The organism is Candidatus Villigracilis sp. (assembly GCF_057083605.1).
In genome coordinates this window covers 46,446-69,237 of record NZ_JBXMTI010000115.1, presented here as the reverse complement: position 1 = coordinate 69,237, position 22,792 = coordinate 46,446, and the positions used below count along the sequence as shown (strand labels likewise).

At 49.0% G+C, this 22,792-nt stretch carries 18 protein-coding genes; 6 read left to right on the top strand and 12 right to left on the bottom strand.

The genetic code is table 11. The features are described from left to right. Nucleotides 1–14: 14 nt before the first annotated feature. The 12 genes from AC14M5_RS17400 to AC14M5_RS17345 all read right to left on the bottom strand — a co-directional run bounded on the left by AC14M5_RS17400 (nt 15) and on the right by AC14M5_RS17345 (nt 13,737). A complete protein-coding gene (locus AC14M5_RS17400) occupies nt 15–1,895 on the bottom strand; it encodes a polysaccharide biosynthesis protein (protein WP_484030965.1) in 1,881 nt (626 codons plus the stop codon). 78 nt (nt 1,896–1,973) lie between these two features. Then, entirely contained in the window at nt 1,974–2,897 is a 924-nt protein-coding gene (locus tag AC14M5_RS17395; RefSeq protein ID WP_484030964.1) for an NAD-dependent epimerase/dehydratase family protein, read from the bottom strand. Next, nucleotides 2,897–4,339 (bottom strand): sugar transferase, encoded by a 1,443-nt coding sequence (locus AC14M5_RS17390; protein ID WP_484030963.1) that lies wholly within the window; start codon nt 4,337–4,339, stop codon nt 2,897–2,899. Before AC14M5_RS17390 ends, AC14M5_RS17395 begins: the two co-directional genes overlap by 1 nt. Then, entirely contained in the window at nt 4,332–5,336 is a 1,005-nt protein-coding gene (locus AC14M5_RS17385) for a glycosyltransferase family 2 protein (RefSeq protein WP_484030962.1), read from the bottom strand. Before AC14M5_RS17385 ends, AC14M5_RS17390 begins: the two co-directional genes overlap by 8 nt. 60 nt (nt 5,337–5,396) lie before the next feature. Next, a complete protein-coding gene (locus AC14M5_RS17380) occupies nt 5,397–6,791 on the bottom strand; it encodes a sensor histidine kinase (protein ID WP_484030961.1) in 1,395 nt (464 codons plus the stop codon). A 105-nt stretch (nt 6,792–6,896) separates the two neighbouring features. Then, nucleotides 6,897–7,574: a response regulator transcription factor gene (locus AC14M5_RS17375; protein ID WP_484030960.1), complete on the bottom strand. Its 678-nt coding sequence runs from the start codon at nt 7,572–7,574 to the stop codon at nt 6,897–6,899. Between the two features lie 3 nt (nt 7,575–7,577). After that, nucleotides 7,578–7,961, bottom strand: coding sequence for a RidA family protein (locus AC14M5_RS17370; protein WP_484030959.1), 384 nt, complete (start codon nt 7,959–7,961; stop codon nt 7,578–7,580). A 232-nt stretch (nt 7,962–8,193) separates the two neighbouring features. Then, nucleotides 8,194–8,727 (bottom strand): hypothetical protein, encoded by a 534-nt coding sequence (locus tag AC14M5_RS17365; RefSeq protein WP_484030958.1) that lies wholly within the window; start codon nt 8,725–8,727, stop codon nt 8,194–8,196. A 162-nt stretch (nt 8,728–8,889) separates the two neighbouring features. Further along, entirely contained in the window at nt 8,890–10,551 is a 1,662-nt protein-coding gene (locus AC14M5_RS17360; RefSeq protein WP_484030957.1) for a CapA family protein, read from the bottom strand. Between the two features lie 102 nt (nt 10,552–10,653). Continuing rightward, nucleotides 10,654–11,757, bottom strand: a complete 1,104-nt coding sequence (gene menC / locus AC14M5_RS17355; RefSeq protein WP_484030956.1) for an o-succinylbenzoate synthase — start codon at nt 11,755–11,757, stop codon at nt 10,654–10,656. An 8-nt stretch (nt 11,758–11,765) separates the two neighbouring features. Then, on the bottom strand, nt 11,766–12,287 hold the full coding sequence (locus AC14M5_RS17350) for a zinc ribbon domain-containing protein (RefSeq protein WP_484030955.1): 522 nt from the start codon (nt 12,285–12,287) through the stop codon (nt 11,766–11,768). 97 nt (nt 12,288–12,384) lie between these two features. Beyond that, nucleotides 12,385–13,737, bottom strand: coding sequence for a DUF3048 domain-containing protein (locus tag AC14M5_RS17345; RefSeq protein ID WP_484030954.1), 1,353 nt, complete (start codon nt 13,735–13,737; stop codon nt 12,385–12,387). Between the two features lie 12 nt (nt 13,738–13,749). Between AC14M5_RS17345 and AC14M5_RS17340 the strand changes: the two genes are divergently transcribed. From AC14M5_RS17340 to AC14M5_RS17315, 6 genes are all read left to right on the top strand, one after another. Beyond that, on the top strand, nt 13,750–15,300 hold the full coding sequence (locus tag AC14M5_RS17340) for a hypothetical protein (RefSeq protein ID WP_484030953.1): 1,551 nt from the start codon (nt 13,750–13,752) through the stop codon (nt 15,298–15,300). Further along, nucleotides 15,300–15,911 carry a hypothetical protein gene (locus AC14M5_RS17335; protein WP_484030952.1) on the top strand — a complete coding sequence of 204 codons (612 nt, stop codon included), beginning with the start codon at nt 15,300–15,302 and terminating at the stop codon, nt 15,909–15,911. The genes AC14M5_RS17340 and AC14M5_RS17335 overlap by 1 nt, the downstream gene beginning before the upstream one ends. Further along, nucleotides 15,908–17,305 carry a proton-conducting transporter transmembrane domain-containing protein gene (locus tag AC14M5_RS17330; RefSeq protein ID WP_484030951.1) on the top strand — a complete coding sequence of 466 codons (1,398 nt, stop codon included), beginning with the start codon at nt 15,908–15,910 and terminating at the stop codon, nt 17,303–17,305. Before AC14M5_RS17335 ends, AC14M5_RS17330 begins: the two co-directional genes overlap by 4 nt. A 60-nt stretch (nt 17,306–17,365) precedes the next feature. Next, nucleotides 17,366–18,553, top strand: coding sequence for a hypothetical protein (locus tag AC14M5_RS17325; RefSeq protein ID WP_484030950.1), 1,188 nt, complete (start codon nt 17,366–17,368; stop codon nt 18,551–18,553). A 105-nt stretch (nt 18,554–18,658) separates the two neighbouring features. Next, complete coding sequence (gene selB, locus AC14M5_RS17320; RefSeq protein WP_484030949.1) at nt 18,659–20,554, top strand: selenocysteine-specific translation elongation factor; 1,896 nt, start codon at nt 18,659–18,661, stop codon at nt 20,552–20,554. A gap of 7 nt (nt 20,555–20,561) precedes the next feature. Continuing rightward, nucleotides 20,562–22,607: a sensor histidine kinase gene (locus AC14M5_RS17315; protein WP_484030948.1), complete on the top strand. Its 2,046-nt coding sequence runs from the start codon at nt 20,562–20,564 to the stop codon at nt 22,605–22,607. The last annotated feature ends 185 nt before the right edge of the window (nt 22,608–22,792 follow it).

Below are 22,792 nucleotides of genomic sequence, written 5' to 3'. Positions count from 1 at the left end.
TTGAATGTTCAACGTTAAACCACTGAGGTCATATCAGGCGGCGGGGTGGAGCGGATGGAGCCTGAGGGGAGAAAATCATTGAGCTGGCGAATCAGGTTATCGGTCTCGGAGTGAAGCGCGGATTGAGCAAGCTCCTCGATGGCGCGCGCAAGCGAATCACCATCAACTTTTTCCTCTTCGACGGCGCGAAAAATTTCAGAGTGCTGAGTGGGCTCGAACTGCATCCCTTCCTCCCAAAGATCCTCGCGCAACTTTTCACCAGGGCGAATGCCTGTGAATGTAATTTCAATATCGCGATGCGGCTCCAGACCAGAAAGCTTGATCAGGTCTTCGGCAAGATCGAGGATGCGAACCTGCTGGCCCATGTTGAGCATGAACACCTCGCCGCCCTGCCCCATCGATGCAGCTTGCAAAACAAGATGAACTGCCTCGGGGATGGTCATGAAATAGCGATGCATTTCGGGGTGCGTGATGGTAACAGGTCCGCCGCGCGCAATTTGATTTTTGAATTTCGGAACCACACTGCCGCGGCTGCCAAGCACATTTCCAAAACGGACAACGGAATACGCACGCTTCGTGCGCTGCGCAGTATCGAGGACGATCATCTCAGCGAGACGTTTGGTTGCGCCCATGATGCTGACGGGGCGAACGGCTTTATCTGTGGAAATGAGAACGAGTCTTTCCACCCCGTACCTGTTCGCTGTTCCTACAACATTTCTCGTGCCAAGGACATTGTTCGTGATCGCCTCTTCGACATTCGCTTCCATCAACGGGACATGCTTGTGCGCCGCGGCATGAAAGACCACCTGCGGCTGATGCAGTTTGAACATCTCTTCGATGCGGCTTGCATCGCGAACATCGGCAATGACGGGATGAATGGAAAGGGACGGAAAATCTTCGTTGAGTTCGAGCAGCGATTCAAAGATGCTGTTCTCGCCATGACCGAGCAAAACCAGTTCGGCAGGAGCCCAGCGTGCAATCTGACGGCAGATCTCACGCCCAATGGAACCGCCCGCACCTGTAACTAGAATACGCTTGCCGCCGAGAATTGAACCAACGAGGTGGTCATCAATGGTGACGGGTTCGCGGCGCAGCAGATCGGTGATGTCCACTTCACGCAGACGATTGACGCTGACCTTGCCGCCGATCAGTTCATACATGCCAGGCATGGTGCGGGAGGCAATCCCTTTTTGGCGGCAGGCGTCATTGACGAGGCGAATGATGCTACCTGGCGCGGATGGAATGGCGATGATGACTTCGTCCACACGCTGACTATCGAGAATATCTGCAATTTTGTTTACCCTGCCAATGACAGAAACACCGTAAATTTGGTGCTTCTGTTTAGCGGGATCATCATCGAGGAATCCAACGGGAACAAGGTTTAGTTGGGATGATTTCTGTAATTCACGCACGACCAGTGCGCCTTCATCACCTGCGCCGATAATAAGCACACGCTTGGTCTTTCCTTCTCGCGCAACAGTATTCTGCTCCGCGAGAATGCGCAAGGCGAAACGCGAACCGCCAATAAGGACGAGCGAGAGCAGCCAGTCAATGCCTAGCGCGGAACGGGGCATGCCAGGTTGAAGCAGCTTGAAATTGATGAGCAGAAGCATGACACCCGAGGTCAGCACAGTTGCGGTGGTTACTGCCACAGTGATCAGGCGAAGTTCGCTTATGCTGGCATACAACCACAAGCGGCGATACAAGCCGAAATAATAATAAGTGGGGATTTTTACAAGCAAGGCCACCGCACACATCATCAATGCTGCAGGGAAATAGAAAGGCAATTCGCTGACATCCAACCGCAACGCGAAACTGCCCAGCACCGAAACGATGATGAGGGCGATATCGCCAATTAGGACGAAGCGGTTACGGAGGTGAAGTCGAGTGGACATGGGAGGAAAGGGTAAGGGATGAAGGATGAAGTAATACGTGATGCGTGACGTGTAAATTTACGAATTACGTATCTCGTATTACGCTTTTCGCATTGACTCCACAGCTTCAAAAAGACCATCCGCCAGCGAAACTTGTGGCTTGAAGCCGAGGGTTTCCATGATCTTCTTCGGCGTGCCGATGGAGCGATAGATGTCACCAGCGCGCGGTTCGGCGTGGACATGTTTGGGAGCGTTGGGGAAGAATTCGTAAAGGATGTCAAGCAGGTCAAGTAGACGAGTCTCGACGCCTGTGCAGACGTTGAAGATTTTGCCAGGCGCGGCGGGATGTTCGGATGCAAGCAAATTCGCCTGCACCACATCGCGGACATTGATGAGGTCACGGGTCTGGCCGCCATCACCATAGACGGTAATCGGTTTGTTATCCAACATGCGGCGGATGAAGATCGGCACGGCGGCGGCGTACATGGAGTCAGGTCGCTGACGCGGACCGTAAACATTGAAGTAACGCAGCGCCGCTACTTCCAACCCGAATTGCTGGGTGAATAATTCAGCGTACATTTCATCCACGCGTTTGGAAGTGGCGTATGGCGATAACTGGCGTAAAGGCGAATCCTCCGAAAGCGGATAGGTTTCCGAGTCACCATACACTGCTGCGCTGGAAGCAATCACCACGCGTTTGACGCCCGCCTTGCGCGCCGTGTCAAAGAGAATAGATGTACCTGTAATGTTTACATCCAGGCATTCCTGCGGTCTTTCCATTGATTCAGCGACAGAGACGAAAGCTGCCTCGTGGAAGATGATGTCCATGTCTTTTACGGCTTCCGCGACTTTGGAGGCATCGCGCAGGTCACCTTCGATAAGGTCAACGTCCAAACCTTTCAAATTTTCGCGCTTGCCTGAAGAAAAGTTATCCAAAATGCGGACTTGATTTCCCTTTTCCAAAAGAGTACGAGTGATATGAGAACCGATGAATCCTGCGCCGCCTGTTACTAAATATTTCATTATCTACCTGTTCTTCTTAAGACTGTACCAATCGTACGCAGGATAATATTAAAATCCATGCCAAGGGTGCGGTGTTTAATGTAATAAAGATCGTATTCAAGTTTTACAACGGTTTCTTTCACAGTGGCAACATATCCATAATTGATCTGTGCCCATCCGGTGAGACCGGGTTTCACGAGCAAGCGCGCGCGATAAAATGGGATTTTCTTTTGATATTCCGCCACCAACTCAGGCCGTTCAGCGCGTGGGCCAACCATACTCATCTCGCCCTGCAAGACACTCAGAAACTGGGGCGTCTCATCCAGACGGGTACGGCGCAAAAAATTGCCGACGCGCGTCACGCGCGGATCATTCTCTGCAGCCATTTTTATTTCGCCATCCATCTCTGCGTCTTGCTTCATGGTGCGGAACTTATAAATTCTAAAAATCTTTGCTCCCTTGCCCAGCCTAGGCTGATAATAAAAGATTGGGAACCCACTTTCCAAAAGGATTGCGAGCGATATAAACGGAAGAATAATAGCTAAGATAAAGGTTCCCAGGAAAGCGCCCAAAATGTCCATAAGCCTTTTTGAAAACTCATACATCCCACTGACGCGAACCTGATCTACAAAGGAGCGGATCACCCAATCCGATTCGAGATGTTCAATCGGCACGCGTTGTGTCAACTCCTCGTACAAGATGGGCATGCGGGATACTTCCACACCACGCTCCTGCGTATCCAGGATGGTTTGGAAAGTTTCGCCTTTGATCTCACCGTTAATCGCCACAACAATATCTGAAACACGGTAATCTTCTACAATATCCAAAAGCTGCTCACTCGTGCCAAGTACTGCAAACCCGTAATAAGATTTGCCCTTCTTTCTTAAATCGTCATCTATAAATCCTAGTAGAAGAAAAGGCGGAGGGTTGAGCATACGATAAATATCAGCCAGTGAGTGGCCAGCCTTGCCCGCACCCACGATCAGTACGCGGCGCATTAACCCGGATGAGGTGTAGATACGTATATAGATGGCGCGCCAGCCCAAAGTTAAGATCGAAGCGATAACGAGGAATGCACCGACTGCAATACGCGGGAGCGAGTTCGGGTCCAGATTGATCGTGAAGAGCAGCGAATACGCCAACAAACCAACAATCGGGGCAGCCGCAATTCCGCGCAGAGTCTTCCTCCAATTTGCTGCGGAGTGCACATCATATGATTCCACCATTAACAAAAGCCAGACCAACGGGAGCAGGTAAAACCAAAATGGAACTTCTATTGTTATAAGGCGCTCAGCCCTGGCTGGCGTTAACCCACTTTCTATCAGTCGATACAGGGAATATTGATACCAAAAATAAATCGCCGCGCCCATGGCAGTGACAGATGCTACTAAGTCACCCACAATTAATATGGAACGCTGCTCACTTGGTCTTAGACGCAGGGAGGGATGGTAAATATCAGCCATTTTTGTTGAACAAATTTACGATACCGCTCCACAAGAACCCCGCACCCCATGCAAAATGCATGGTCGCGATTGCAAGCGGCAACCCCCAAAGAAGAAAGCCTTTCCTTTTTTCAATTGCCAGTTTCAAACCAGCCAGACTTAACGAAATAAAATAAATGAATAATTGCGCTGCAAGCAAATATCGCACACCATCAACCCATAAGGATAACACAATCAAGGCGATCAGACCGAACACAAAGACAGGCGGCAAAGCCTGCCGCCAGCGCAAAGTATATGGATATCGCTTGAGCATTTTTAATTTCCAAAAACCATAACGCCAGTATTGAATCGCAAGTTTTACAAATGTGCTTCGCGAGAAATAAACACAACGGATGGTCGGGTCAAGCCAGACAGTTCCACCCGACTCGCGCACACGAGTGTTGAATTCATAATCTTCATTGGCAAGCAGGGTTTCATCAAAACCGCCGATCTTATCGATCAACGTACGGCGGAAGGAGCCAAAGGGCACAGTATCCACTGCGCCCGCTCTTGCATTAAGTCGATACATCGCATCCCCAACTCCCAATGGATGCGCTGCCGCAAATGAAATGGAATTAGCCACCCATGTTTCGGCCCCCGCACGGATCTCCCATACGCCGCCCACGTTATCCCCTTTACCAGATTGATGAGCAGACACGCAACGCTCCACGTATTCTGGGATGGGAATGGAATGAGCATCCAGGCGGATAATGAGCTCGCCCCTGGACTCACGAATGGCCTGATTCAGTCCCGAGGGAATTGTCCTCACCGAATTCTCAACCGCGCGGATCACGAGGTCTGCATGTTCCTTTTGAAATTCAGATATCACATCTCGTGTACGATCCGTGGACATGCCGTCAGAGATGATCAATTCCATCTGCTCACGCGGATATGTCTGCGCAAGGATGGAATCAAGCAAATGGCGAATGGTAGGTTCCTCGTTATAGCAAGGAACGATGATCGATACAAAGGGTGGCATGGTTGTTCAAGTTTTCGGCAAATAACGCATTGCGTAATATGTATTACGCAATGCGTTATTTTACTTCGAGAGTTTCGTTTTCATGAGCGGTAGGAACACATCGAACGATGTTCCCTCCCCCAACTTACTGCGGACGCTAATTCTACCACCATGAGCCTGCACAATTTCATGTGCAATAGCCAGCCCCAACCCGGCACCGTGCTGCTCACCACCTCTACGGGAAGGATCGGCCTGATAAAACCGCCCAAAGATGTGCGCCTGTGCATTTTCTGGAATCCCTGCACCCGTGTCAGTGACCGAGATGAGCATATCGTTGTTTTCAACCGAAGCCTTTACAGAGATCAACCCTCCACGCGGAGTGAACTTGAGCGCATTGTCTACCAGGTTTGTAAAGACCTGCGCTATACGATCACCATCCGCAGTAATAGTTGGCAAATTCGATGGGACATTCACTTCAATATTCACGCCCGCTCTTTGCAATTGCGGTGAAAATTTTTCTGCAACAGCATTCAACAATGCAGACATATTCACGGAGCCTATTGTAATATCCGCTGTGCCCGCATCTAGCCGCGCAAGGTCAAGCAAATCCAGCACCATGCGATGCATACGCCCTGACTCGTTATAGATCACCTGTGCGGCTTGCTGGCGCGACTCGTTCGTATTGGCTGTGCCATCCAAAATTGCCTGCGCGAATCCTTGAATGGAGGTGAGCGGCGTTTTTAATTCATGGGATACATTCGCCACAAACTCGCGCTGTGACTTTTGACTCGCCTGCATACGCGCGATCATGGCATTGAAAGCCCGCGTCAACTCCTGGACCTCGTGCGGGCCGCTCGTTTCAACTGGCTTGATCTTATCTGACGGTAACGTACGTGCCGCAAGCACTACTTTTTGCAAGGGGTCTGCGATCCAGCGTGCGAAAAAGAAGGCAACTATCAACGAAAGAAACAATGCAACCAATCCGCCTTGTAAGATGAGAGGCAGCAATTCATCGCTAAATACATTCAAGATGGAAATGCGCGGACGTGGAGCCGCCACCATCAAGAAAGTACCATCTGAAAGCTGCTCTAGTGAATAGAGCCAGGTCACATTATTTGCATCGCGTAGGAGAGGCGCCGCATTTCGTTTCAAAATTTTTCGCTCGGGAAACGGGAGAGTAACTTCTTTATCAGCATAAGTATCCAGAATAAGTTGTTTATCCTGTGAGAACAATAAAACGCGCACGTTGAAAGTACGCGAAGCCTTCTCGGCTGAAATAGAAATAGATTGGAATTGCGGCACATTCTCCCGCTCTATCACAACAGTTTGCACTGCCTTCAATCGTTCCAGAGTTTGACGATACGAAATGGGATTACGGATCAGATACACAAACAGAATCATCGCCACAACACTTAATGCTGTGACGATGATGAGGGCATAACTTAACCAGAGACGGGAGCGGAGGGATTTGAACATGAGGATGATTATGTCATTGCGAGGAGGGCCTCAGCCCGACGAAGCAATCTCAGTTTAAGCAGGAGATTGCTTCGGGCGAAGAACAAGAACACCCTCGCAACGACATTAGGTTACCAATTTATATCCCACCCCTGTGACAGTTTCGATCTTCACGGTTGAGCCATCCAATTTTTTGCGGAGATGGGCAATGTGCACATCCACTGTACGGGTCTGGCCGTAGTAATCAAACCCCCATGCGAGCTGGAGCAATTGCTCACGGGTGAACACGCGGCCGGGTTGTTCTGCCAGGGTGAGTAAAAGGTCAAATTCCTGGGCACGCAGGCTAAGGGTCCGCGAAGCGAGGCGGACTTCGCGAGTAGCGGGGTCAATGGTCAAGTCGCCATGATGTACGGTTTTCCCATCCTGTTTTTTGTTTTCTCCCCTGCGCAAAATTGCTTTCACGCGCGCGATCAACTCACGCGGATTAAATGGCTTGGTGAGGTAATCATCTGCGCCGAGTTCGAGGCCGAGGATCTTATCAATATCCTCATCTCGTGCGGTCAACATGATGATTGGAGTATGATCTCCGCTTGCACGCAACTTTCGGCAAACTTCAAATCCATCCAGTTTAGGGAGCATCACATCCAACACGATCAATGCTGGATGTTGTTTCGCAACCGCATCCAGCGCGGATTCGCCGTCTGAAATTTCCTGCACACGAAAGCCTTCCCGCTCGAAATACATGCGCGAGAGTTGAATAATGGAAGGCTCATCGTCAACCAGTAGGATCATTTCAGAAGACATGGTTTAGGCAATTAATGCAACGGCTTCAATTTCCACCAGCCCACCTTTGGGTAAGGCTACTACAGCTATCGTACTGCGCGCAGGCGGATTTTCACCCAAGTATTCGGCATAGATCGAATTCATTTTTTGAAAATCATTCATGTCTTGAAGGAATACGGTTGTCTTCACAATATGCTCAAGGCTGGAACCTGCCGCTTCCAACACCGCTCGGAGATTGCTGAATACTTGCCGGGTTTGCTCTTCAACGCCGCCGGCAACCAGCTCTCCCGTGGCGGGGTCAAGGCCAACCTGCCCCGCAGTGTAGACCATTGATTCGGTGCGAATCGCCTGGGAATATGGCCCAATGGCCTTTGGAGCTTTATCTGTTTGGATAACTTTCTTTTGCATGATTACCTCATTCGAATAATGTAAATTTGCAGATCATTAATATGACAGCGTTTCAAAATGGATGAAGTCTATTTTACCGCTTGTTGCATAAAATAATACAGAAATCCTTTTCAGTCCCCTTGCGAAATTTCCAATTTGATCTGTCATGATAAAATGTTGAGGCAGTCATATGAATAGATAGGCGCAGGCAGTCCGCGCCTATCTAGCTTATGTATAAAAATTATTTATGGTGTTATTTCTGCGCATCAGCAGGTTTATTTGCTTCACGAAATGCTTTCATAGCCTCACGCAATGCCTTGAACGTGCCGCCCATCGTAGTTCTGATCTCCTGCATTTTCGTACGCATTTCACCCACTGTAGATTTTGCCTTTTCAGCATCTGTTACTTTGCCGTTCTCATCAAATCCCTGGTGCGGGTTGACAATGCCATTGATGCTGTTGTAAGTCGGCTTCGCGGCTTTCAACGCGGATTCGTAAGCATCCAGTGCAGCCTGCAAAGTAGAGACATCCTTGTCATTTGCCGCAGCTTTGTCAATTAGTGCTTGAAATTTGGCAATATGAGCATCGGTATCTTCAAACGCCCTGCCCAGGCGTTCATAAGCCTGCAACTGGCGCGCCCATATTTTTTCCAATCGCTCCGTTGTCAGCTCACCGGTTGCAGGGGGCGGAGGATCGCCTGCTGCAAAAGCGCTCGTGACAGGAAATGCAGCAAAAACGAGGGCGGCCGTTAAAACCGCCAATACCAAATTTTTAAACATATTCTTCATCGTAAGCCTCCTTTTAGGTTACGATGAGATTTTAGAGGATGCAAGTTAAGTACGTGTGGCGAGGATGTAAAAAGATTGTAAATTCCCCATCACCCTAACCCTCTCCCAAAGAGAGAAGGGACTCCCTTCCCTTTTCGGGGGAAGGGCTGGAGATAAGGGTAATTACGGCAACACAATCGGTGTAAGTGTGACCGTCGGTTGAGGAATGGGGGTTGGCAAAAGTGGAACCCATCCACTGTAAGAGAAATATTCCGAGAGGAATGCAGTGCGTTCACGCTCATTCATCGGGCGTGGACGTGAGAAATCCTCAAGCATGGCAGTCAACAATTCCATGCCGAGGTAGCGGCCATCATAAAAGACATGGCGGTCTATAAACTCACGGCGTGTTTCATCGATCACACTTCCATCTGGCAGCGTGTAGGTCATCTGGTCAAAGAAAAGATTACCCAGGCCATAATGGATGAAAGAGTCGCCGCGAAACTCCATCAAATGCGGATAATGCGCCTGACTGCCGCTCACCACCACAGCACCTACATCAGCCACAATGCGGAAATCCTCATCATGTGCATAACACGGCCCATAGTGATAGCACTCTTCGTGCTGGAAAGTGAAGATCACCATATAACCTTGCGCCTTCAATGCATTGACTTGCTTTGTGAAAAAATCAAAATCACAATCCGCCGCGCCCGGGGAAGTTGCTGTTGCCTTTACAAAAGTATAGGACTTCTTCCCATTGCATCCTATGAATGCAATCTTATTCCCGTTCACTTCCATCAATACGGGCAGACGCGCTTCATCCGCATTTGCACCGCCGCCGTAGTATGGCAGATTATTTTGCTTGTACATTTCCAACGTATCCAACATGGCTTGTGTGCCGCGATCCGCAAAGTGATCGCCCGTCAATTCAACAATATCCGTCCCCACATATTGCAGTAATTCAAAATATTTCGGGTCACTGCATAAAATAAAATTCTTATAACCAGGCGTTGGATACGGGCAGTCTTTGTCAAAGGGAACCTCGTTGCTAATGTGCGTCACATCCGCGTTGTGCAGCCAATCATAGATCAACTCGCCGGGGCGGGTTACGCCTTTCGATTCCATCGTGAAAGCAGTGGCACGCACCAAGGCGGTCACGCCTGTTAAAACAACGGTTGTCAATTTTGATGGATCGCGGTTTGACTCAGGCAATGCAAAAGAGCCAGGGTTTGATAAGCCAAAATTTATTTTTAGCAAATACAACCCTACATCAAAATCCTTATGGATGGGAGATTGACCATCTACGCTTAGCACCTTCCATTTTGGCTGGATCTCTTCAAATGGGATGATCGCCCAAGGGGACATTTCATCCCATGCAACATTCAACAATTCTTCAGATGGAAGGCTTCTTATCACGCCGCTAGCTGGTTCACCCCAAAGAGCAGTGAACGCCTCCAGAGTGGATTCTGCCATTAGTAAACCGCGCCCGGCTAACGGTCCAGCAGGAGCGCCTTTCCAGGTGGACATTAAATCCTCGTAAGCAACATCATCTGTGACGGTGGGAAAAGGCGCAACGAGGGCATAAATCCATAATGCACCTGAATCTGATATGTCCAGTTTTTGTGTGGCAAGTGTGGGGTCGTCAATCAGCGGAATACCCCATGATTGCACGATGAGCTTCAAATCATTCGGAACAACCGGGCTGATCCACAAAGCTGCGGGCAAAGATACCTGTACGAAAGTTGGGCTTACGGTTGGCAAAGTTGTAGCGACAATCGGCGTATCCGTTGCAGGGACGCAGGCGGCGAGAATGGAAATATAAATTAGTAATATAAAGATTTTTTTCATGTGTGAATTCAATGTCATTTCAAAATAAAAGCACGAAGCAAGTTGCACGCCTCGTGCTGTGGAAATCAAGTCCAATCAGCGAGCTGATGGCACCAGAGAATACTACAAAGTTATTCGAGCTAGCGAAAATGATTTCAATGCATCTTCATCAATGGTTACGCCCAAGCCTGCGCCGCTTGGAACATCAATGGTTGAATCGGAACTCAATACGAAACGTTCATTGGTGATATCGCGCGCATAATAACGGTCTGAGGCTGAGACATCTCCGGGCAATATAAAGTTTGGCAATGAAGAGAGAGCGAGGTTTGAAGCGCGGCCAATACCGGTCTCCAACATGCCACCGCACCACACGGGCATATTATTTTGCTGGCAGAGGTTATGCACCATCACACCCTGACTCAACCCGCCCAGCCTGCCAGCTTTGATGTTGATGATCTTACAGGCCTTCATTTCAATCGCATAACGCGCATGGCGCGGCGTGATGATACTTTCGTCCAAGCAGACTGGCGTTTCAAATTGTGCCTGAAATTTATGATGATCCCAAATATCATCTTCAAACAAAGGCTGTTCGATCAATAGCAGATTTAGTTTATCCAAAGGCTTGAGTTTCGGCGCATCGTCCATTGAGTAGGCGGAGTTCGCGTCCACTTGCAAGCGCAGGTTCGGGAATTCCTTGCGAACAGCAGTTGCAACCTCAACATCCTTGCCAGGTTTGATCTTGAGTTTTGCCCGCGCATAACCTTGTTTAACAAAATCTTTTACAGTTTCAACCATTTTTTGCGGAGACTCTTGAATGCCAATTGAAACACCCACCTCAACCTTTTCGCGCAGGCCGCCAAAGAGTTCACGCAGAGATTTACCTGCGCGTTTGCCAAGCAGATCCCAAATCGCCATTTCAACACCGGCCTTGGCAAGGTGATGCCCGCGAATGCCAGAGACGCGTTCTTGAAAATCTGCTGCATCCTTTACATCTTTACCAAGAATTAATGGCACAATAAAATCCTTGAGAATGTGCATGGATGTGCCGGTGGTTTCGTAGTTGTAACCAGGGTCACGAGTGGCAACGCATTCGCCATAGCCGACTAATCCCTCGGAATGTATCTCAATAATGACGCATTGCCGATCCGTTTCACGCCCGAAGGATGTTTCAAATGGCGCGATCAATGGCATTGATATATGGTGCAGTGTGATCGATTCTATTTTCATGTTAGAAGTTATTCAACCTTTACATCGCCCTGATCTTCAGTCATTTTCATGCCGCGCAAAGCATCGTCCATGCTTGTGGTTTCCAACCTCATTCCGGGAGCGGGGGTTCCGCAATATGGGCAGAGGTTCCAGGATAATTCCATGAACTTCGAGCAGTTATGGCATGTCTTCTTCAACTTGGTATGGCAATTGGGGCAGATCTGCCAGTCTTCTTTTACGCGCCGTTCACAGCCTGGGCAAAGCGGGAGGTCTTCCAACGCTTGCAGCAGGGCTTCCTCTTCCAATGTGCGTTGATATTCCTCTTCCAAAGTCCGCGGGGGGCGCAGGATGAGATAAACCAACACACCGGGCAAATTCAAAACCGCCACAAGTAAGGCTGCCAGCATTTGCACCAATGGGTCTCTCGCGCGTGCGCGAATGTCACGATACGTCCACACTACAAGGCTGATCCACAAGGCGGCTAGAAACGCGCCACCAAAGGCGGTCAGTACAAGGGTTAAGCTGCTGAGAAATACGGGGTCAAAGATCATAGGAACTCCGGTCTAACCGGGATGCGATTATTTTACCGCTTGTTGTATGAATTACTGAAATTGTTTTGCGATGTTCTCTATTCCATTATCTCACGCCTTAAGGAGTTTGGAACACGAAACGCCAGTTCTCTCCATCTTGAGTGTAGGTGGAGGTTGTACCCATTACCTGATAAAAAGTCCGACCCGGGCGCATGTAGATTGGCGTCCCGTCCAAATAGGTGAGCACGATTGGTTGGTCTCTTTCAGTACGGTTCCAATAAGCTGGTATCGCTACACCGTCGCGAAACACAATGGCATTTCCAAAGTCTATCAAATCGATTTGATAGACTTCGTCATGGGCGTTGTATGTATTTGCAAAAATATGCGGCACAAACAATACCACCACGTTCGTGGCAGTGACTGGAAGCCCGGTCTGCGCATCTGAAAGCGGGGCATATGCTTCGGACTTTCCTTGAATCATGTCATTCGCTTCCTGATAACGGAAGTAGTTATTCGTAGCGGGATCATACTCCCAATAGTTATAACTATAGACTGAGTAAGACGAATATATCCGCGTGGCCTGTAATTGGCTCTCAGGCGCATCGGTTGTAAAAAAGCCACCGCTTATTGTTTGCGGCGAATTATCCAAACCCTTTTTATTCGCGCAGGCAGCCCATTTTGTAGAATTAAAAAATACGTTATTGTACGAGTCACGTTTATACGGGCCAATAAAATAAGGCGGGCAGGAACCGATGCCCACGCTGATAAGCAGTTCGCTAATGTCGGTGCTCAGAAAATGGTCAAGCTCACGCGGGTCGGCGCCTTTGAACATAAGGAAGGCATGATACATGCGGGCAATATGCTCATCTAAAAATCTGCCAGAACGAACGGGGCCAACACGAGGCGAATCATTGCTGTAAAAGATCGCAATAAAACGTGTATCACCCCATTCGATGTAATATTCGAAAACAATGTCTGCCAACGTCAACCCGGATTGCGGGCGGACGTAATCCGGTGAATTGCCGATTTTTATTGCAAGCGGCCTGCGCTGTAACAAGGACGGATCACTTACGGGTAACCCGGTCAATGGGTTATTGATATTAAGCGCAGTTAACTCAGTTGATGAGGAAAGCTCCACCGAGGCAGATGAATCCTCAACATAGACATATTTTGTAGGGTACGGTGTATATGTTGATACAGGTTGCGGAGTTGTGATGGCAAAGTAAGGGTCAGGGGAGTTTTCAGAGAGGGGCTGAAATGGCGTCAGCGTAGGATAAATGTTTACGGAAACGGAGGCAGGTGTCGGGGCGGGAGGTGAAGCGGGAGACGACGGAGCGCAGGAGGCGATCAGGATAACGATCAAAGTCCAGAATGTAAATTTTAGTCCGATTGATCTGTATTGTTGAAATGGCATACGGCGATTGTACCAAAAGCCGAAGGACAAAGTATCGCGGCAATAAAACTGATACAATTGTATTCTCCCATGTTGATTTTGATTTCCTGCCTTTTACTTTTTGTCACAGCGCTGACATTGATGGTTTTGCGCACCGTACAACCCGATGCACGTTATACATGGCTGGTGGCAGTTGGGGGTGCAATGCTGGCGCTGGCGAGTGTATTCGCCTGGCTGGCGCAAATGCCATTCGACCTGATACTACCCGCCTGGCAACCAGACACATTGTTCAGATCACCGATCCTGTTTCGAGCGGATGGAATTTCATGGCCGCTTGCGCTTGGCATCGCTGCTTTGACATTGTCCATGTTATTGACTGCGGTTACAAAGCCCGTCTTCATTAATTCCTTTAGTTGGATCGGAATACTTGCCCTGGGCGGACTTGGCATTCTGGCTGTTACAGCAGACAGCCCTTTAACTCTTTTGTTAGTATGGGCGGCACTGGATATGACTGAGTTATTGACTCAACTGGGTTCTGTCAATGGGCCTGAGAATAATGAAAAAGTTGTTATCTCTTTTTCAACGCGCGCATTGGGAATTGGCTTATTGTTATGGGCCAGCATTGTCAGTATTGCAGAGGGGAGCGCATTTGATTTCCAATCCATGTCAATCAGTTCGGGTTTATACCTTGTGGCCGCGGCTGGCTTAAGGCTTGGCGTGCTCCCATTGCATTTGCCATATTCAGCTGAATCCACACTAAGGCGCGGTTTTGGAACGGCGCTACGTTTAATTTCTGCGGCATCCAGCCTCGTACTGTTGGGGCGCATTCCTGCCGCAGAGACGCAGTCCTTTGCATCCACGGTCCTTCTGGTCCTTGCAACCATCGCTGCGATCTATGGCGGCTGGATGTGGTTACGTGCGCCTGATGAATTAAATGGCCGTCCCTATTGGATCATCAGCCTCGCTTCACTTTCGGTCATTGCCTCGCTCAGTGGTAATCCATTGGGCGCAGTGGCCTGGGGATGTGCGTTGATCCTTGTGGGCGGGGCGCTCTTTCTTGCTTCTGTACAAAACGTTTGGTTGAACCGCATCATGCTGCTTGGCGCATGGAGTCTTTCCTCTTTACCATTTTCACTGACAGCCAGTGCATGGGTTGGCAGATTGGGACTCTTCATTCCATTCGTTATTATCGCTCAAGCCCTGGTCACCGCAGGATTTATCCGCCACGCCCTCCGCCCTGCCGGGCGCGACTCACTTGAATCACAGCCAGGCTGGACGCGCGCAGTCTATCCATCTGGAATTATCCTGCTCATCGCATTTCAATTCTTATTAGGGTTGATTGGCTGGGATGGTGCACTTCGAATCGGCGCATGGCTGCAAGCCATCATCGCTTCAGTTCTGACCCTTGGGCTGGTTTGGGCGACACCACGTTTTCGTGTCCTCAACCCGATCCGCGCCCATTGGGTCACATCCACGACCTCACGGTTGAGTACTGTTTATCAGGGGTTTTGGTCTCTCTACCGCGCACTTGGAAGCATCAGTCACGCCATTACCGTTACGCTCGAAGGTGAAGGCGGCATCATGTGGACCTTACTCTTCCTGGTCTTATTCGTTTCATTACTAACACAGGGGACGCCATAATGATCATAGACATTATTTCGTGGGTCAGCGTAGTTTTGATCCTGGCAACATCCACTACCATACTTATCCACAAAGACTGGCGCGTGAGTCTTGGTGCGCTGGCTGTTCAATACATTGCAGTATTCTGGCTCGTAAGCCGTCACCTGCCTTTTGCAATGGGTTCTGCAAAATTGATCGCAGGGTGGATGGTGGTTGCTGCTTTAGGCATGACTCGTCTCGGTTTGACGGATATGGAAAATGATGAGGAAGACAACTTCTGGCCGCGTGGACAGTGGTTCCGGGCGATCCTGATGGGTATTGTTGCCCTGATCGCAACCGGCTCTACTCTGCGTATTGAAGCGGCCATCCCAGGGTTGGGTTTACCAGTGATAGCAGGAAGCATACTTTTAATAGGCGCAGGCGTTGTAAACCTGGGCGTAACCTCTGACCTGCTGCGAGTGACGTTGGGTCTTCTTACCATGTTGGCGGGGTTTGAAATTATTTACGCGGCTGTGGAAAGTTCGATCCTGGTGGCGGGGTTTCTTGCCATCATAAATCTCGGTCTTGGAATCGTTGGCTCGTACCTCTTGCTTGCTGGGTCATCTCCACTTGAAACAGAGGAAGAATTATGAGTGCCCCGATATTATGGATAGCGATTCCGTTTGGTGTGGGGGTCTTCACCATATTCTTTTTACGCGAACGCTTCTCGGCTCTTGTCGATGGAACCACAGCGGGAATATTGGCATTGATCGCTCTGATCTTCCCCATTGATACTGCTCTCCTGCTTGGTTCAACTTCACTAAAAATTTCGCCTTCCATTTTGTTCTTTGGGCGCAGTTTTGAACTCACCACTGCAGATGGCCCTCTGCTCGCCATCATTTATGGGTTGGCAACCTTATGGTTTTTTGGCACCGAAGCCTCAGGGACAGCCAGTCGCTTTGCCTCCCTGGGATTAATGATCATTGCATTATTAACCGCATCCATCGCGGTGGAGCCATTTCTGTTTGCTGCACTCCTGCTCGAAATGGCGGCCATGCTGGTTATTCCATTGCTCGTGCCTCTTTATCAAAAGCCCGGGCGCGGCGTGGTTCGTTTTCTCATCTATCAAACGCTTGCCATGCCTTTCATTCTTTTCTCAGGGTGGATGTTGGCCGGCGTAGAAGCTAGCCCCGGCGATTTAAATACCACAACACAAGCAGGCACAATGCTTGGTCTAGGATTCGCCTTTCTGTTGGCTGTATTCCCACTCTATAACTGGATTCCCATGTTAATGGAAGAGGCATCGCCTTACGTAACAGGATTCCTGCTTTGGACCTTGCCCACTTTCACAGTCATATTTGCGTTGGGCTTCTTGGATCGTTACGCCTGGCTGCGCACATCCCCTCAGCTCTCAACTGCCATACAATTTGCAGGTGTTTTTATGGTGGCAAGCGGCGGCATTTTCGCAGCCCTGCAACGTCACCTGGGACGCATATTGGGTTATTCTGCCATTGCAGAAACCGGGTTATTAATCCTCGTGATGGGATTAAGATCTTCGGATATCGTAACCATCACCTTTCTCACGTTGGTTCCACGCGGCATTGAATTGACTGTTTGGGCATTGGCACTTTCCATCATCAAACGTGAAGCGTATTCATTACGGTTCGGTGAAGTACAGGGGTTGGCTCGCAGTTACCCCGTGGCAGTGGGTGCTCTCCTTCTCGCACAACTTTCAATGACAGGCTTTCCTCTATTGGCAGGTTTTCCCCCACGCCTGGCAATCTGGCAGGAACTGGCGGGACAATCTCTTATTACCTCGTTTTGGGTATTTTTAGGAATGCTTGGGCTGTTGATCGCGGCCATCCGCACCCTGGCTGTTTTTGTCATGGCGGAGGAAGATAAAATTTGGAGCGTGGCCGAATCCTGGACGCAGATGATCATGCTTGGGCTGGGCGTGATCGGGCTCTTCATCCTGGGGATGTTTCCTCAGGCACTGCAACCATTTCTTACCAACCTGCCATCTCTGTTCGAACATCTTAGCCCGTAACCTCGCCATTCTGGCGTGCTATAATTTCACATCATTTCCCAACAATTATTGGAGAGCAATATGGAATTCGAACAAATCGTCAAGCGCCTTGATTGGCTGGAAAAACAACAGCGAGACAATAAAGATTCGATCTCCACATTGAGCGAACGTTTGACTTCATTTGAAACTTCGGTCAATGCCGTATCGAAGCAGATCAAAACGCTGAGCAAACAGGTAACAGATATTACCCCCGCCGCCAAACGCGTGGAGCAGTTCGAAGCCATGATGACCAAACAGCGCACCGACATGGTCAAGTTGATAGAAGAGAATGAAAAAACACGTACGCGTGCCGAGCGCGACTCTGCCAAACGAGTACAGGCGGAATTCAACGAGATGAATAAATCCATCACTCAGTTAAAAACTACTGCCAGCCTGACTGAAATAAAAAAACAACTCAAGGATCAGGCCAACGAAATGCAGCGCGCATTGAACAATATGAGCGATCTTAAATCGCGGGTCGATGATGTGCTTCGTTCCAACGAGGATACTCAGCGCGCATATAAAGCATCCGAAGAGACACGCAAGAACGACTTGAAGCGAGTTGCGGATATTCAAGGTGAAGTGACATCCCTGCGCAAACGGATAGATGAGAATCGCGAAAAGTCAACCATACAGGCCGATAGTATTCGCAATGTAGAGAATCGATTTACAGAATTGCTCGCCTCCGAATTGGAACGCAAGCAGGCACAAACTTCATTCCTCGAGCAACAAGCCATCGCACAAATTGACCGCGACCGAGCCTGGAAGGAGTGGAGGGAGAAATACGATGCCTTCCAACAGGAAGCCGAAAGCCTCGATGCTCATGTCCAAAAACTGGATGAAGCCCTGCGCGGCGCCAAAAAGGCGCAGGAAACCTATCTTGAACTCAATACAAAACTTGAACGCCGCATCAACGAAGTGACGGAAATGCAGCGCCTGGCTGAAGACCGCTTGCGCCAGGAATGGGTCAGCTTCAAGGCAGATGACCAAAAACGCTGGACCGGGTACAGCCTTTCCTCTGAAGAATCCTATCGTGATATTCGAAAGGATGTACAAAAGACTGAAGAACGCATCGTTGTATTGAACGAGGCCGCCCAGGTTTTGCAAGACCAAATGCATCAAACATCTGACACAACCGAAAAACAATTACAGGAAATGATGAACGTGATCCATGAGTGGATGACATCTTATCAACGCATCATGGGGCATGGGAAGAAAACGAAAAAGTGACGAGTGATGAGTAATCAGTAATTAGTAAAAAGTGGAGATCATGTTGATCTCCACTTTTTATTTACCCATGTCCTTGATTACTTGCATTTGTGGTTAAATAGAGATATGAGAGTTATCGGAACCGCAGGTCACGTAGATCACGGCAAGTCCACATTAATCGAAGCACTCACAGGCACACACCCGGATCGCCTCAAAGAAGAACAAGCCCGCGAAATGACCATCGAACTCGGTTTCGGCTGGCTCTCCCTTCCCAACGGTGAAGAGGTCGGCATTGTGGATGTGCCCGGTCATCGCGATTTTATTGAGAACATGCTTTCAGGCATCAGCGGAATCGACGCCGCATTGCTCGTCATCGCCGCCGATGAAGGCGTGATGCCGCAGACAAAAGAACACCTCGCAATTCTGGATTTATTGCAGATTCCCGCTGGGTTGATCGTTATGACAAAAACAGACCTCGCTTCCGACTCAGGGTGGCTTGATCTATTGGAAACAGACATTCGCTCCGCTGTTAGCGATACTGTCCTTAAAGACGCACCCATCCTCAGAGTCTCTGCCAAAAACAAAACAGGGCTTGACACGCTAGTCTCCAGTCTCCAGGCCCTTCTTCAACAAAAGCCCATCCGTCTTGATCTTGGTCGTCCGCGCCTGCCAATTGACCGCGTCTTCAGCATGAGCGGATTCGGCACTGTCGTAACGGGTACTCTTAGTGATGGTCATCTTTCTATTGGGGATGAAGTGGAAATTTTGCCAGGCGAATTGAAAGGAAGAATTCGAGGCCTTCAAACGCACAAGAAGAAAGAAGAAAAAGCCGAGCCTGGCTCACGAACAGCAGTAAACATTTCAGGTGTGGATACGGAGTCGATTCGCCGCGGCGATGTGGTGACGCGCCCAAATCAATATCAGGCCACGCGCAGACTTGATGCGCGATTTCGTTTACTCAAAGATGCCGCTTCGTCCATCAAACATGGCGACGAAGTTAAATTCTTCGTCGGCGCCAGCGAGACAATAGCAACTTTGCGTTTGCTCGGCACAGAGGAACTTAACGCAGGTGAAGAAGGTTGGATCCAACTTGAACTGCGTGACCCACTCGTGGCTGTGCGCGGAGATCGTTACATTCTGCGACGCCCATCACCCAGCGAAACTCTCGGCGGCGGCGTGGTGATAGACCATCAACCCAAAGGCAGGCATAAACGCTTTGATGAGGCTGTGCTGAAATCTTTGGAATCCCTTGCTCAAGGTTCGCCTGCCGATGTATTACTGGAAGCAGCACTATCACTTAACGCCGCGACGCTAAAAGAGATCGTCGCCAAATCGCGATTGGATGCAGCCACTGCAAATGTGGCACTAAAAGAATTAATAGATAGCAATCAAATTATCCAATTAGAGGATGGCAAACCTGATTCAAAAAGCGATTCGCTTGCCATCGCGCTCCCCCATTGGAATGAACTGCGCGGGCGCGTTGAAAATATTTTGAACACCTTTCACAAACAATTTCCATTAAGGCGCGGGATTCCACGCGAGGAATTAAAAAGCAAGCTCAAGCTCACGCCGCGGATCTTCAATGCGACCATTAAGAAGCTCGTGGAATCAAACATACTAATGGATGCGAGGGGAGCAGTATCCCGCACCGGGCATGAGATCAGGTTTGAGGCCAGCCAGCAGGCTCAGATCCAGGAATTGATGCGGAAGTTTGAGAAGGCTCCTTATGCCACGCCCAGCGTCAAGGAATGTCAGGCCGAGGTCGGCGAGGAAGTCGTCAATGCGTTAATCGAAATGGGGGAATTGGTGGCGGTTTCACAAGATGTCATCTTTCGTAAAAAAGATTATGACGAAATGGTAGAAAAGATTAGAACGGCGATTCAAGGCAAAGGGCAGATCACCCTGGCCGAGGTGCGTGATATGCTGGATACAACCAGGAAATATATACAGGCTCTGCTGGAACATTTGGATGCCATAGGAATAACCATGCGGGAAGGTGATGCAAGGAAGTTAAGAAAGTGAGCACACCATGTCTGTTGCATTTCTGAAGAAGCTATTTACGCCTCCTGCATTTGAAAATGATGAGAAGAGCCACCAGGCATATTTATTACATGTGATCTTGTGGGGGTTGATCTTTGTCCCTGTGCCCTATGTGATCTATGTTCTAACTTTCACGCCTGAGAATTCGACCCGCGCGTTGATACAAACAGTGTTTGGTGAAACAATCAATTTCTTTCTGCTGTTCTTATTAAAGAGCGGATACGTCCGCATTGCATCGATCATACAGGTGGTTGCCTTCTGGCTTTTCTTCACAATATCCGCGGTTACCGAGTCGGGGGTGCGCAGCGAACCGTATCTGTTGGGTTATCCGCTTGTGATCATTATCGCCGGGCTTCTGCTTGGCGGACGCATGGCTTTGGGCGTGACAATTGCATCCCTGCTGGCCGGGTTATTGATGGTGTACGCAGAAACCCAGGGAATCATAAAGACAATGCTTATCAATACACCGCTGACAACCTGGATAGTTAGTTTCGTCATCTTTCCCATAGGGGCGTTATTGCAACATCTCTCGTCACGAACTGTGAAGAAAGCCCTGGAACGGGTACGGCTAAGCGAGGAAAAATACAAGTTAATTTCCAGAGTAAGTTCCGATTACACCTTTGAAACTGGGGTGGATAAACAAGGGAATGGAAGTTTGCTTTGGGTGGCTGGTGCCTTCGAGAAAATGACAGGATATACCTTTGAAGAATATATTGCAACAGGCGGGTGGCTCGGGCATGTCCATCCTGATGATCTTGAAAAAGACGCCGAGGATATGAGAAGGCTTCTCAAAAATCAGGATGTGACCAACTCCGAAATCCGAACGTTTACAAAGAGTGGGGAAATTCGCTGGGAACGTATTTTTGCGCATCCAGTTTGGAGTGAAAAGGAAGATCGCCTCACAAGCATTATTGGAGCAGTACAGGATGTAACCGGTCAAAAGCAAGGCGAAGAGCTGCTAAAAGAAACATCTTTTCGGCAAACCGCCATCCTGAATAACATCCCTGATATGGCCTGGCTAAAGGATCTGGATAGTCGATATATCGCGATAAATGAACAGTATTTAAAAACAAGCGGGCTGAAAGCCGAAGATATTATTGGCAAAACAGACTACGATATCTGGGAGAAAAAATTTGCCGATAATTATCGCAAGGATGATCTGGAGGTGATACAAAGCGGCGCACGCAGGCAGATTGAAGAATTCCAACGAGACAGCACAGGCAGGGAATATTGGGTTGAGACCATAAAAACTCCCATCCGCAATGCACAGGGAGAAATCATCGGAACCACCGGCATTGCCCGTGAAATTAGCGAACGCAAAAAAATAGAAAGTGATCGCGAAATATTGATCGCTGAACTGGAAGCGAAAAATGCCGAGCTTGAAAGGTTCACCTACACCGTATCCCATGACCTTAAGTCTCCACTGGTGACCATCACAGGTTTTCTTAGTTATCTTGAAAGAGACGCGCGCAGAGGTGACTTCGAGAAATTCAAGACCGATCTTGAGCGCATCCAACAGGCTGTGGATAAAATGCAGGCGCTGCTCAAGGATCTTTTGGAGTTATCGCGCATCGGCAGGTTGATCAATGAACCTGTTGAAGCAAAGTTTAGCGACATCGTAAAAGATGCGCTGGCGTTGGTGGAAGGGCAGGTCCAAGCCAGCCACGTAACCATCGAATTCATAGATGACGGCCATAAAATTCATGGTGACTATATTCGTCTGGTTGAAGTTGTGCAAAACCTGGTCGACAACGCCATAAAATTCATGGGTGACCAACCCAATCCCCACATCCGCATCGGGACGATCATGGACGCACAGAATAATCCAACCTTCTTTGTGCAGGATAATGGGGTCGGCATAGACCCGCAATATGCTGATCGAATCTTTGGGCTGTTCAATAAACTGGATTCAACCTCGCACGGCTCTGGTGTGGGCCTGACCATCGTGAAACGCATCATCGAAGTGCATGGCGGAAAAATCTGGGTGGAATCAAGGCCAGACAAAGGCGCTACATTTTATTTCAAGTTATCATAGAGGTCTCTAACGAAAAGGTAATGTAGTAGCGACTTCAGTCGCTTTTTGGCCGAACTACCAAAGACGTTGCTGCAAAAATATGAAACATTAACGCAAAGACGCTAGGACGCAAAGAAAAAATTTTTTCCTAAATCATGAAAGAGTGAGATGTCTTTTTAAAATCTTGGCGAATTTGCGCCTTCGCG

Bases quoted from the DNA above. Each gene is read 5' to 3' on its own strand.
- AC14M5_RS17400 (WP_484030965.1), bottom strand. From the start codon at position 1,895: ATGTCCACTCGACTTCACCTCCGTAACCGCTTCGTCCTAATTGGCGAT.
- AC14M5_RS17395 (WP_484030964.1), bottom strand. From the start codon at position 2,897: ATGAAATATTTAGTAACAGGCGGCGCAGGATTCATCGGTTCTCATATC.
- AC14M5_RS17390 (WP_484030963.1), bottom strand. From the start codon at position 4,339: ATGGCTGATATTTACCATCCCTCCCTGCGTCTAAGACCAAGTGAGCAG.
- AC14M5_RS17385 (WP_484030962.1), bottom strand. From the start codon at position 5,336: ATGCCACCCTTTGTATCGATCATCGTTCCTTGCTATAACGAGGAACCT.
- AC14M5_RS17380 (WP_484030961.1), bottom strand. From the start codon at position 6,791: ATGTTCAAATCCCTCCGCTCCCGTCTCTGGTTAAGTTATGCCCTCATC.
- AC14M5_RS17375 (WP_484030960.1), bottom strand. From the start codon at position 7,574: ATGTCTTCTGAAATGATCCTACTGGTTGACGATGAGCCTTCCATTATT.
- AC14M5_RS17370 (WP_484030959.1), bottom strand. From the start codon at position 7,961: ATGCAAAAGAAAGTTATCCAAACAGATAAAGCTCCAAAGGCCATTGGG.
- AC14M5_RS17365 (WP_484030958.1), bottom strand. From the start codon at position 8,727: ATGAAGAATATGTTTAAAAATTTGGTATTGGCGGTTTTAACGGCCGCC.
- AC14M5_RS17360 (WP_484030957.1), bottom strand. From the start codon at position 10,551: ATGAAAAAAATCTTTATATTACTAATTTATATTTCCATTCTCGCCGCC.
- menC (WP_484030956.1), bottom strand. From the start codon at position 11,757: ATGAAAATAGAATCGATCACACTGCACCATATATCAATGCCATTGATC.
- AC14M5_RS17350 (WP_484030955.1), bottom strand. From the start codon at position 12,287: ATGATCTTTGACCCCGTATTTCTCAGCAGCTTAACCCTTGTACTGACC.
- AC14M5_RS17340 (WP_484030953.1), top strand. From the start codon at position 13,750: ATGTTGATTTTGATTTCCTGCCTTTTACTTTTTGTCACAGCGCTGACA.
- AC14M5_RS17335 (WP_484030952.1), top strand. From the start codon at position 15,300: ATGATCATAGACATTATTTCGTGGGTCAGCGTAGTTTTGATCCTGGCA.
- AC14M5_RS17330 (WP_484030951.1), top strand. From the start codon at position 15,908: ATGAGTGCCCCGATATTATGGATAGCGATTCCGTTTGGTGTGGGGGTC.
- AC14M5_RS17325 (WP_484030950.1), top strand. From the start codon at position 17,366: ATGGAATTCGAACAAATCGTCAAGCGCCTTGATTGGCTGGAAAAACAA.
- selB (WP_484030949.1), top strand. From the start codon at position 18,659: ATGAGAGTTATCGGAACCGCAGGTCACGTAGATCACGGCAAGTCCACA.
- AC14M5_RS17315 (WP_484030948.1), top strand. From the start codon at position 20,562: ATGTCTGTTGCATTTCTGAAGAAGCTATTTACGCCTCCTGCATTTGAA.